Source organism: Lysinibacillus xylanilyticus, assembly GCF_001183605.1.
Taxonomy (GTDB): Bacteria; Bacillota; Bacilli; order Bacillales_A; family Planococcaceae; genus Lysinibacillus; species Lysinibacillus xylanilyticus.
In genome coordinates this window covers 213,830-225,586 of the sequence record NZ_LFXJ01000005.1, presented here as the reverse complement: position 1 = coordinate 225,586, position 11,757 = coordinate 213,830, and the positions used below count along the sequence as shown (strand labels likewise).

The following is an 11,757-nucleotide window of genomic DNA, read 5'->3' as shown; positions in this document are numbered from 1 at the left end:
TCATACTCCTCCTACCCTTCCGTTAGGTGCAAATTGCATCGTTTCCATCATCGCTCTTGCGATAGGACGCCAAGTCTCGGTATCCTCCTCCATACAATTGAACGTACCGATAAGCGCTTTCCCATCAATCGATACAAAGAACATTAAATTAAAAATCTCACCATCAATAGCAGGTGTAATGACCTCAATAAAGCCAACTGTTTTGTCATCTATTTGGATCACATCTGTATCAAACCATTCTGCTGCAGGCTGAGCTTGCTCTAGAACTTCAATCATGTTTTCCTGAAACTCAGCTACACCCTCATCAGGTAAAGAATGTGATGTCTTGTTGAAGGCTAGATTGATAGTAGATGATTCATCCGTATAAATAATGTTTGGTCTTCGTTCAGAAGGGTATTTTAATGAGGCTAACGCAGCTGGCATGATTGAAAATATCTTCGGCATTCGGAACGAAATTTTTCCATCTAGGACATGCTGATCAATGACTGGCACTTCCTGCTCGTCTATATTGACAAAGTCCTTGTAAAGATCAATTGCTTCGAGCTCAGACTGTTCCTCCTGTATAGGCTCCTCAGGCGGCGCTTGCTCCTCTTTTAAAGCTGCTTCCTTTTGAGCTAATTCATGTTGTTCCTGCTCTCGCATTTCATTTCTAAGAGCAATAATTTGTTCATCTAAAAATTTCAACCCATTCACCTTCCATTTCTTGAACGTTTTTTCATCTGCAGACCATCAGCTAGTCAACAATCATGCGCTTTGGTCGCCCTTGGCTATGCCCTGTCATACGACCACCGCGCTTTGATTCCAATAAAATGCGGTTCAAGTATTTATGAATTTGACTATTCGAAAATGTTTGGTAGTCTAGCTCTAGCCGATTGCAAATATAAAAATCAATCGCATCTCGTTGAACCCGCTCCTGATTTATGCACTCTAAAGCAAAAGCTATATCATACGGATTCGCTGGGCGATTTTTTAACAACTCTCGTGCAAAATAGCGCAAAATGATTGGATGGTATGTGCTTTTTTGAAAACCTGCATACTGACTGTGAAGATAATTAACCGTATTGTATTCAGTCGCAAAATCGGAAAAATCAATATACTCTGAGCGCAGTTTTGCACCCGATTTTAATTTAAAGCGCGCCAACTCTAGCTCATTATTTGCAAGTTCTAATGAATCATCTAGGACTATTTCTGTTGTATGGTTTCTAAAATCTAATTCATTCACTTCTTCAGCAAACCGTACTTTTAGAATCGTTTCGCTTCCTGTTGCCTCATAAGGAAGCTCATAGCTACTATGTAACATATAGAGCTTTCCGTTATGCTTGATAATGCCTTTCGCTATAATGAGGCTTGTATCTGCTACGATAATATTGGCACCAGCAATAATGCCATTTGAATAATCTTGGAAATATAAATCTAAAAATTCTCTTGGGTAATCTCGCAAATTTTCCAGCATTTCTCGCTTTAAAATTCGGCCCTTTTGAAAATGTGGATATTGATTGGCAAACAAGCTGTCACCCACCTCTTTTCTTGTTTTTTACTGATCAAGTATGCCTCGGGGATACCTGATCACTTTCGGGACTTACCCGATCACTTCTTAGAGTTACCTGATCACTTTCGGGGCCTACCCGATCACTTATCAGGGGTACCGGATCACTTTCGGGGCCTACCCGATCACTTCTCAGGGGTACCGGATCACTTTCGGAGCTTACCCGATCACTTCTTAGAGTTACCTGATCACTTTCGGGGTTTACCCGATCACTTATCAGGGGTACCGGATCACTTTCGGAGCTTACCTGATCACTCCTCAGGGATACCTGATCACTTTCGGAGCTTACCCGATCACTTCTTAGAGTTACCTGATCACTTTCGGGGCATACCCGATCACTGCTCAGGGGTACCTGATCACTTTCGGGGCATACCCGATCACTGCTCAGGGGTACCTGATCACTTTCGGGGCATACCCGATCACTGCTCAGGGGTACCTGATCACTTTCGGGGCATACCCGATCACTGCTCAGGGGTACCTGATCACTTTCGGGGCATACCCGATCACTGCTCAGGGGTACCTGATCACTTTCGGGGCATACCCGATCACTGCTCAGGGGTACCTGATCACTTTCGGGGCATACCCGATCACTGCTCAGGGGTACCTGATCACTTTCGGGGCATACCCGATCACTGCTCAGGGGTACCTGATCACTTTCGGGGCCTACCCGATCACTTTTCAGAGATACCTGATCACTTTCGGAGCTTACCTGATCACTTCTTAGAGTTACCTGATCACTTTCGGGGCTTACCCGATCACTTAATAAATCCTCTTCATCCGTCGAAGGTGTTACTTTAATCCATCAAAGAAATCTAGCTCAGACAAATCGGTTTCGAAGGCAAAGAATTGCTTGCTTCCGATAAACAGCTGCTCGTCTTTTCTTGCTACTGGAACTACATGGAAGCCCCAATGATCTTCGCCTGCAAAGACGAAGAATTTCACTTCTCCATTCATGATGGAATCCGTCTCGTCCTGCGGAATTTTATCTTGATAGTGCATGGCGATATTCTCATAAAGAACAGGCGCAAAATCCTCCTGACGATTAAAGTAAGTGTATTTATACGATGAGTGATTGTCGCTACCCGTTAAGTAAAACTCCACCTCTTTTACACCCCATGGGCGAGAAATCGTCCCGTGTATTTGATTCAGTCTTTCTAAGCTACTAATAAGTAATTTTTCCTGACGATTATGTGTAAAGGCACTGACAGCATAAGGCACAACAGGCGCATGGTTCGTCACTTCTGTTTCAATCATGCCGATTTTCTTAGCATTTAAATAACGAAGTGCTCCCCTTAAACAAGCAAGCTTTAACTCTGGGACTTTACCGACATTTTCAGCCTTTTGTCTAAATTCAATGCTTCGTCCTGGTACAAATTCCTTTAAAGCCTCGCGAAATGCGTCTATTTTACAGGACTGTCCCGTTAATTTAATGATGGAGTAGTCACTCAGTATGCCAGTCTCATAAAATTCCTCTAAAAATTCTCGCACAATATCATAAATATCTGCCTTTATGAGATGATTGATTTCTTTAATGTTGAAGAAGACATTTGGAAAGTCATAAACTTCCTTAAATTGATTATTTTCTACCAACGATAGGCACCAGCGATCTACTGCTGTCACATTTAAATCACTATCGTGCTGCATTTCGCTATCCGCATAAAAACGACTTCTTAATATACCTGTTTTGCGGAAAAATTCCTTCTTCATCTCTTCTGCCATTTCCCATAAGAAATAATAATTATTGCGAACACGGAGGTACTCATCACGTGTTCGATTTTCAAATTCCTTAAAACGTGTAGGGATAATAGATTCGGCATCTAAAAAGGCTTTTTCGAATTGCTCATACACTGCTTCCACGCCATGGTCGTCTACATATCGATAAATATCCTTACCTGGAATATCTATTAATGCATCGATATCATAATCATTTTTTCCTCGACTATAATAGTTGGCAAAGACGATTTTCATAAATTGGAAAATACGATAGGTAATATTGTTGCCGCCAAAATTCGTATCCCCGTTTTCATAGGTAGTATGAATATCAATTTTGTAAGAAATATGTCCGTCCTCTATTCGAAACTTACAGGAAGAAAGGTCTGTTGTTCCGCCACCACAATCGATCACGAGTGCTTTATATTCCTTGCCATCGAGAAAACTATTATTCTCTATTTGATTGGCGATCGTGTTATAAAGAACCGACATCCCTTCATCAAGGGCATGCTCAGTTTCGATTTGGTATTCAGGCAAAATCGCACGAAACATATCTAAAAATTGTGTTTTCAGCTTAACAGGGCTGGAGATATGTAAATGCTTGAAGCGACATTTAAATTGATGCTCCGCCATTCGAATAATATAAAGCATAAACTCTCTTAAAATTTGACTCCGTGGAACAAGTGCAGTATTCCCGTTGGCATCCATTACTTCTTCCAACTTGGCATAATTACTAACCCATCGTTTAATACCTTGGAATTTCGTAGCCAAAGATGTATAGCTATTTTTTTTCATCATTTTTAACGCTTCATAGCCGTAGTGATAGCTAACTTGGTCTGCATTTGAGCAATCTGCTACAGTCATGACCGTCGGTACTACTTCTATCCATTCGTTTTGATGAAGTGGATCTGGAAATTGTACAAAATTGATGCTATTTAGCTGAATTCTGTTATTTAATAGATCATGACTACAAGGAGAGGCTACATAATCACTCTCTAAATAGACACCAGCCGTAGTATTTGTTGTTCCAAAATCAATGGCAAGAATGGCATTAGTTGTTTCAAGCTGTTTAATCTCTAAATCTGGTATTGGAACCTTATAGTAATGAAGATTTGTTGGCGGAAGTGGGGTCTCCTGATAGTAAGTCTTATAGATATACTCGGAATCTTGCTTTCTTAAAAAAATAAAGCTGTAGTTTTTATTATTTGTCTTCCGAATACCAATTGCTTGATCAGCTGCGAAATAATATTGATTTGGAACTTCGTCGTCTTTAAGGATATTAAGAATGCCGCAAAGATCTAGCTGCTCATTTACTAGCAGTACATTGGATTCAACAAGAAAACCGCCTGTTTCTACGAAATACTGATCCGGTTTATCAATCTTCATCCCACTATATAAGCTCATTTTGGCAGGAATTTTAATGTCACCATTGTCAGTCATCGGCGTTTTTAAATACTCCTGCATGGCCGCTTCTACTCGTTCAAAGCCCCCATCCTTTTTTTCTCTAATAAGAGGGTTTTCTTCAGAGCCACGATATCTTAAAATCTTGTCGATTAACTCATCTCTAGTCAGTGTATTAATAAGCCCCGTCACAAGCTTTTCCTTATAGCAAATATTTCTAAGCTGGAAGGTTGTCATTTCCATTAATTCTACTCGTGTATAGGTCATATATTTCTTTTCTGTATTACGCTTATTGGCATACAGCTTATATGAATAGTTAGTTGTCATTGGAATACCTCCTCTGCCCTATTTAGTAAAGAGCTATTCGATCTAGCTTCATTGTTTCCTCTGCATCAATAATGCCAAAGTGATATTGCCAATAAACCTCCATATGAAAGCCTATTGGCAGAAAAATTTCTCGTACAAGCTGGACCTTTCGCTGATTCTGTTCAGTCTGCTTCTGACGTATGTATAAAAGCAGCTCATCCTGCTCCTCCGATTTCACATAAATCATGCAATTTTTAAAGAGTCTTTTCAGCGTATCCTTTAATAAGTAAATTTCTTCACCTGTCTGGTAAAGCCTAAGCATGTTGAGCGCAACTATTTCTTGCTCCTTTTTCGTAAAGGCATGAATATCATCACGTACCAATTTTCCAAATACATTGGCTTCGATTTCTCTTAAGATAAAGCGAATATAGAACTCTCGTTTATTCATGCCCTGCATACGATCAATTTCAGCTAAAAAATGCAATACGGTATCTAAAAGGTAATCCCTAGACTCAATATCTGAAGTATTATCAAGGTGGAAAAGATTGTTGAAAATTCCGTAATAGCGATAATACGGATTTACTTCAACATGCTGTTCAATATCTTGTGCATTTAATAGTTGTGGGCTAAGTTCCATATAAGGTGAATAGACTTCGGCAAGATGAAAATATATATCCTTTTTAGAAAGGCCTTCATCCTCAGCCTTAATGAGCAAATCCCAAATATAGTTCATAGCCAAACACCTACACATTCATATTCGAAGAAATGTCGTTGCACTTCTGATACGAGAAAGCTCAAAATATCGTTTGCAATAAAGTTTCTCTCCTCATTCGCCTTAAACTTTAGTAGCATCGTTTTTTTATGATTATTTTCTCCTATCATTTCCGTTAAGAAAGTGTTCGCAGAATGAGTAAAGCTTGTTCCAGAATAGGAGTCCACTATTTCGACATCTACAAGCTCAAAGCTGTCAGCTGCCTCGAAGGAATTAATCATACGAGTAATTTCGCCCTTCGTTTTAACATTGGCCGTATACTTGTTAGCAAATTTGTGTATAAAATGCTCAATTCTTCTATTTGATACAAGCTCGTAATATAATTTCCCGATTTTCTCATCTTCCATTTTTGCAATTTTTATTAGCTGCCAAACCCCTGACTTATCCCGGGGTGAGACAATTGTTAATTCATTGTCTGAACGTTTAACGTAACGAACATTATCCTCATCGGCCTCTACAAGATAGCCATGCTCGTTGCCGATTTTACGTATGGAGAGGACATGCTCATAATTCACCTTATCGATTGCAGGAATGGGAAAACCGACATTTTTGACCTCATGGCGTTCAATGTTCCATAGTGGAACCATATTCAGTCGTTTTTCTTGCTCATACTCCTCTAAGTCAACAATTATTTCTGTAATTTCGACATCCTCATTTAAAGGTGGGCAATTTACTAAATTTACATTAAAAAATTTATAGACGAACGGGTGATTAATGGTTTTCCAGGGCAAACCATTTACTTGGAAAAGCGGATATAGCTTGTTAATCTCTTGTAAATAGTCAGTATTCTGCGAAAGACTGACTTTAATTTCTACTTGTCCTTCTGTCGTTACTAGCTTTCCATTAAAGAGTCGCTGCCTAGCAAGTAACTGTTGGATTTTTATGGAATCACATTCTAGAAATAATGTAAACAGTTCTACTGATTCATTGTTTTTAAACGCTTCAAGCATTTTTTTAAAATTGATAGATTTACTTTCTAAATCAGCTTGCCGCATTGGGAATAAGCATTCATGAATAGGGTCAACATCCTCCTTAGAACTTAACGTCACATAAATATCAAACCTATTTTCGACATCATCTATTTCGTTGAAAATGCGTTCCTCAAGCTTTTTGTTCATTTCATCCTGATAGTCGATTAAATTTACAAAAACGCCACTGACAATATCCTTTAGCAGTTGACGTTGCTCTAAATCTTCTATTTTTCGTAACCGTTCAATCATGAGCTCTTTCATCAATTTATTTTCCCTCTTTCATCACTTCAGCATCAGATGGCTCATTGGCAGCTGTCCCTTCATTCGGAGGCGGTGCTGCATTATCGGCAGCTTGTGCTGGGGGAGGAGGATTTAATTTATCATTGGCGTTCATAACCTTTCGCTCAAGGCCTAAAACCTTCGACAGCAGTTCTGTCTCCTGATAAATTTCCTGTGCAAGTGTATAATATTCAATTGCTTTCCCGAACTCTTGGCGTGCATAGCTCTGATCTCCGCTTTTTTCTAAGCCTTCAGCCTTTAATTCCTTCTGGGCCTTTTTCAATTCAGCAATTTTAGCCTCTGTGTCTTCTATTTTTGTCTTTATTTCAGGTTCACCAGTAAAGGCTATTGTCAGGGCTTTTTTTCTTGCCTTTTGATACGTTTCAAGAGCTCCATTGTAATCCTCTGCCTCAAATAGAAAATCTCCATCTTTCACAGCTTCAGCAATTTGTACAATGGTATCCATATTAGCGATTCTTTGTTCAACTACTGCTTTCCCAAAGTCTTTAATAAGCTTTCCTTCTTTTTTAGCCTTTTCATATGACTCAAGGGCATCGTTAAATTTACCTTCCTCCGCAAATTTATCTCCACTGATAATTAGATCGGTAACTCTTAATTTTTTAGCTAGTAAATTCCTATGTATTGGGTCCTTCAATTTTTTTGCCGCATTTCTACCTTCACTATACTCCAGCAGTGCCTTATCATAAGTCCCATCTTGAAAATAAAGGTTTCCGCTCTTTTCATGATCTTTCATCTCGACGGTTAATTCAGCCATTTTTTTGGCTTGCTTTGCCTGATAAAAAATCGTGCCTCCACCTACGACTAAAGCTAGGACTAAAGCAGCAGCAATCATTTTGATGTATTTCATTTTTTTCTTATTTGTTTCCTGATAAACCTTGTTAGCAAATATAGCTGCGATTGTGTAATTATTGACAACTTTCTTTTGCCTACTTAACAGTACCTCTTCTAATAGATCAATGTATTTCTCAGGCTCTTTTGCATCTTCCAACGCATCTGCCATTTCAATTTCATTGACATCTTCCCAAAAGCCGGCTGTACAAAGCACTAGTACATCGTCATCCATTAACTTCATTTTCTTTGAAACAAAAGGTTGGAAATCTTTCGGTTTGCCAAGATAATTTAGTAAATTGGTTCTTTCCTCGTGATGACTTATATCAAGCGAACGGTTCCTAGTATTCACTATCTCTTGCGCTAAGCTTTGATCTGTGCTTTTAAACGATAAAGTACCATTACGAAAATGATACAATCTCGAATTTCCTGCAACTGCCACAATCATCTTTGAGTAATCTGATACGACAATGACAATACTAGCCTTCAATCTCACCCTTAAACTTTGCGCTTGAAGTATGTCTTGTGCATTTTTCAAATATTTTTTAATGCTTCTTCTAGACATGGATGGCTTTTCCATGAATTTCTCTAAAATTGCCTTCACGGCAAGCTCCGCACTACTTATTTCCTGATCAGAATCTAACCCTTTTACAGCTACCCAGCAGGCTACATCATCCAGCTCTGTATAGGCAAAGTAATCTTTATTTTGCAAAAATGAGCCCGCTTCGGATAAAAAGCTTGTTTTAAAGTTGCTATTTTCCTTTCTCATGATTACTCCTCCTTATTTACTGACTCATTTAAAGACGACAAGTAAAATGATTACCATGTTTTTTCTAGAATAACGATGGTTGCATTATCTTGATTTTTTAAGCGTTTTTGTTCAACGGCTTTTATCATGTCTTGAGCAATATCATAGGGAGTAGCTTGCTGAGAGAGAATTTTCTCCATTTCAACCTCTGTTAAAGTATCATAGACTCCATCACTAAATAGACATACTTTGTCCCCTCTATTTAGCTGAATCGGACTTTTTCCTATATCCATATTTTTAAAGCCTTCATACCCTAAATAATTGATAAGTCTCTTTTTCAAAGGATTTTCCTGCACCTCAAGCTGAGATATTTCACCAGATATATATCGCTCAGTTAAAACTGATTCAAAAATATGCTTTTGATTGATTGCCTTAAATTCTCCATTTCGAAAAATGGTTATGACACTATCGCCAACGGCTCCCCAGTGAAGAAATCCGTTTTCGTCAATAACGGCTGCCACTAATGTAGTACCACCGTTCGAGCCATTTAAATTTTCGACAATCATATGATTACTTGCAAAAGCGGCCTCTTTAAAAAATTTTTCTAGAGTATTTAGACCGCTAAGCTTTTTAAATTCTTCAATAAATGTATTAACAGCAACCGTGCTTGCCATCCTACCGTTTGCTAAACCACTGATACCATCTGCCAGGACAGCAATTGTCCCATCTTTCGTTTCAGCTGTTGAGAAGTAATCATCTTGCTCATCACGTCTGCCAATTGTTTGTCCATTCCCGATTTCTATTTTGTTTTTTTCATTTTGTTGCGCAAGCATGTTTCTAATGATTAATAAGGCAACGAGTACAACGATAAAAACAAGCGCAATTATGTATGGCAGTAGTTTCGGATCCATTTGTCATCATCCCTCACTATTGTTGTTTTCCCATTCAAAATGAACACCACATAAGGGAATAAAGAGAAACATACTTCTGCCTAACTGAATAACATCATACGCCGCTAGCTCTGTTGGCGTATAAACCGCTTCATTGTTCAGATAAGCTAAGCCTGATGCATCACCTGGCAGTAGATAAAAATTTCTTTTTTTAGGATCATAAACAATAACGGCATGATTACGCTGAGAAATCGAATTATCTCCAACAATACGAATGTGCATATCCTCAGCTCTACCAATAAAGTTTTTTTCCGATAAAATTCGATAGTCTCGACCCATTTGAGGCCCTTCAATACAAACTAACCATCCCGTTACCGGATCAATGCCGTCCATTTCTCCGAGATATGGCATTGTTTTATCATCAAGCTCTGCTACAGCTGTTTGCTGACTGCTTGGTCTTTGCTCCTGTTCCACCATTACATTGCAATATGGACAAACATTTCTATGTCTTCTTGAACTAAACATGTGACCATTCGTACATCTAATCAAACTCATTTTTGCTATCCCCCGTCTATGTTACGAATTTACTTGTCTCTATTTCACTAAAATTCGCGTATTTGCTATGTAAATCGTGTCTCCATTACCGATTGGGTAAGGGTTTTCGTGTTGTATTCTATTTTTAACGCGCTTATGAGCTTTTTTTATACCAACACCATTTACTGAATCAATATCCTCTATGTACCATACTCCAGAAACATTGTTTAATACAGCATGCTCATAGTTAATAAGCGATTCATATTCTGTACCGCTTAAATCGATATCTGCCTTATTGTCAGCTGAATTTTTACCAATAAGTAATGACGTTTGGTCATCTATTTCCCATTCATCTATTTCAGCTCCTCGATCATTGAGGAGAACTAATTTTCGAATTTTTTTGTTTGTCACATCGTAATTTTTATCTCTTGCCTCATACATAACAGCGCCATAAACAATTGCTAGTATGACCAACATAAGTCCAATAATTGTTTTCAAAATAAAATCCTGATTCATGACAAATACGTAAAGAATGAAAAAGAAGGCGATTGTGACAATAATGATATCTATAACTTTTATAATCATTTGTTTTTTTGCGTTTTCAGTGTATGTATCCATTGAATTTTGATCATACATGGTATCACACTCCTTCATACTAGCTATGGCTTAGTTTTACTTATTAAAAAAACGTTCAAATAAATCAGTTGTATCTAGTGGATTCTTCTTTGCATTCTTGTTAAGGGTTGATCCCGTTTCCTTTGTTTTAGGGTTAAAACCAAAAAAGTGTTCAAAGTTCTTTTCAATATTGTTCATATTGAAATCTGGCTTTTTTTCAGTAGACTGTTGGCGTGTAGACTGTTTTTCATAAGTCTGTCCATTACTCCAACTTTGACCAGCTCCATCTAGTCGAGCATCATATGCCTCTCTAGAAGCTTGATCCTTCAGTACTTTGTATGCCTCTGTCACTTCTAAAAAAATCTTTTCAGATTCTTTGTTTCCACCGCTCACGTCTGGATGATGTTTTTTTGATAGTTTTCGATAAGCGAGTTTTATTTCTGCTTGCGTGGCGTCTCTACTGACACCTAAAGTTTCATAATGCGTTTTCATGTTTTCATCCCCAGTATTAGGATTATTCAAAATTATCTAAGGAACTATGAAAGTCCCTTAGATAATGTGGAGTGCTATCAAGCAGCAATCTTAGACAGCGTAGCCGCCTTCGATTTTCGCCAAGTCTGTTTTGTCTTTCTTTTGCTTAATGAATAAGTAGAATTCACCAATACCTTCTGTGTCACCATATCTTTCTGAATAGTCAACAACGAAAGCATTTGGGAAGTTAATTTTTCTTACTACTTGATCAGCAGAAATAACTTCTAAAGTTACTTTACGGTAACAGTCAGCTTTCTCAGCTGGTACTAATGACCATAAACCTAATTTCATCGTATCATCAGAATTGTCACCATCTGTTGCAGTAAGGATTTTACCTTTTATTTTTAAAGTTGCTCCTACATCTGTAGAACGTGCGTTAGAGTCATTTGGAGTATCTGTTTCATACTCAACAGACATAATGCTGTCTAACCCTAGTTCAATTGCTTCTGATCCTTCTACTTTTAATACAAAACCCATTTTTTGTACCTCCTAATATTTGTTGAATCGTCTCAATGAAATGCTTTAGATGAAATTTATAACTAGCTGTATACATTCCTCCATGCCCAATGTAAATACATTAAGCATGGAGAAATATGTAATTTTTT

The 11,757-nt window shown here is 38.1% G+C and carries 11 protein-coding genes; all 11 read right to left on the bottom strand.

Annotation, left to right across the window (positions count from 1 at the left end; all coding sequences use genetic code 11):
- Entirely contained in the window at positions 1-693 is a 693-nt protein-coding gene (locus ACZ11_RS04155; protein WP_049664023.1) for a hypothetical protein, read from the bottom strand.
- A gap of 40 nt (positions 694-733) precedes the next feature.
- A complete protein-coding gene (locus ACZ11_RS04150) occupies positions 734-1,507 on the bottom strand; it encodes a hypothetical protein (protein ID WP_049664021.1) in 774 nt (257 codons plus the stop codon).
- An 828-nt stretch (positions 1,508-2,335) separates the two neighbouring features.
- Positions 2,336-4,984 (bottom strand): acetate and sugar kinases/Hsc70/actin family protein, encoded by a 2,649-nt coding sequence (locus ACZ11_RS04145; RefSeq protein ID WP_049664019.1) that lies wholly within the window; start codon positions 4,982-4,984, stop codon positions 2,336-2,338.
- Positions 4,985-5,006: 22 nt separating this feature from the next.
- Positions 5,007-5,702, bottom strand: a complete 696-nt coding sequence (locus ACZ11_RS04140) for a hypothetical protein (protein ID WP_049664017.1) — start codon at positions 5,700-5,702, stop codon at positions 5,007-5,009.
- A complete protein-coding gene (locus tag ACZ11_RS04135; RefSeq protein ID WP_049667039.1) occupies positions 5,693-6,967 on the bottom strand; it encodes a hypothetical protein in 1,275 nt (424 codons plus the stop codon). Before ACZ11_RS04135 ends, ACZ11_RS04140 begins: the two co-directional genes overlap by 10 nt.
- A gap of 4 nt (positions 6,968-6,971) precedes the next feature.
- Positions 6,972-8,603 carry a serine/threonine protein phosphatase gene (locus ACZ11_RS04130; RefSeq protein ID WP_236690773.1) on the bottom strand — a complete coding sequence of 544 codons (1,632 nt, stop codon included), beginning with the start codon at positions 8,601-8,603 and terminating at the stop codon, positions 6,972-6,974.
- A gap of 50 nt (positions 8,604-8,653) precedes the next feature.
- Entirely contained in the window at positions 8,654-9,493 is an 840-nt protein-coding gene (locus ACZ11_RS04125; protein WP_049664014.1) for a PP2C family protein-serine/threonine phosphatase, read from the bottom strand.
- Between the two features lie 6 nt (positions 9,494-9,499).
- Entirely contained in the window at positions 9,500-10,027 is a 528-nt protein-coding gene (locus ACZ11_RS04120) for an FHA domain-containing protein (RefSeq protein WP_049664013.1), read from the bottom strand.
- A 39-nt stretch (positions 10,028-10,066) separates the two neighbouring features.
- The gene (locus ACZ11_RS04115; RefSeq protein WP_049664011.1) at positions 10,067-10,642 is read right to left on the bottom strand and encodes an FHA domain-containing protein; all 576 of its coding nucleotides are present in this window, start codon (positions 10,640-10,642) and stop codon (positions 10,067-10,069) included.
- A gap of 36 nt (positions 10,643-10,678) precedes the next feature.
- Positions 10,679-11,113 carry a J domain-containing protein gene (locus ACZ11_RS04110; RefSeq protein WP_049664009.1) on the bottom strand — a complete coding sequence of 145 codons (435 nt, stop codon included), beginning with the start codon at positions 11,111-11,113 and terminating at the stop codon, positions 10,679-10,681.
- A gap of 90 nt (positions 11,114-11,203) precedes the next feature.
- Positions 11,204-11,629 carry a hypothetical protein gene (locus ACZ11_RS04105; protein WP_049664008.1) on the bottom strand — a complete coding sequence of 142 codons (426 nt, stop codon included), beginning with the start codon at positions 11,627-11,629 and terminating at the stop codon, positions 11,204-11,206.
- Positions 11,630-11,757 lie beyond the last annotated feature (128 nt).

What these genes read in the sequence shown, in the direction of transcription:
- ACZ11_RS04145 (WP_049664019.1), bottom strand. Translation starts at nt 4,984, where the DNA reads ATGACAACTAACTATTCATATAAGCTGTATGCCAATAAGCGTAATACA.
- ACZ11_RS04125 (WP_049664014.1), bottom strand. Translation starts at nt 9,493, where the DNA reads ATGGATCCGAAACTACTGCCATACATAATTGCGCTTGTTTTTATCGTT.
- ACZ11_RS04135 (WP_049667039.1), bottom strand. Translation starts at nt 6,967, where the DNA reads ATGAAAGAGCTCATGATTGAACGGTTACGAAAAATAGAAGATTTAGAG.
- ACZ11_RS04105 (WP_049664008.1), bottom strand. Translation starts at nt 11,629, where the DNA reads ATGGGTTTTGTATTAAAAGTAGAAGGATCAGAAGCAATTGAACTAGGG.
- ACZ11_RS04120 (WP_049664013.1), bottom strand. Translation starts at nt 10,027, where the DNA reads ATGAGTTTGATTAGATGTACGAATGGTCACATGTTTAGTTCAAGAAGA.
- ACZ11_RS04110 (WP_049664009.1), bottom strand. Translation starts at nt 11,113, where the DNA reads ATGAAAACGCATTATGAAACTTTAGGTGTCAGTAGAGACGCCACGCAA.
- ACZ11_RS04115 (WP_049664011.1), bottom strand. Translation starts at nt 10,642, where the DNA reads ATGTATGATCAAAATTCAATGGATACATACACTGAAAACGCAAAAAAA.
- ACZ11_RS04130 (WP_236690773.1), bottom strand. Translation starts at nt 8,603, where the DNA reads ATGAGAAAGGAAAATAGCAACTTTAAAACAAGCTTTTTATCCGAAGCG.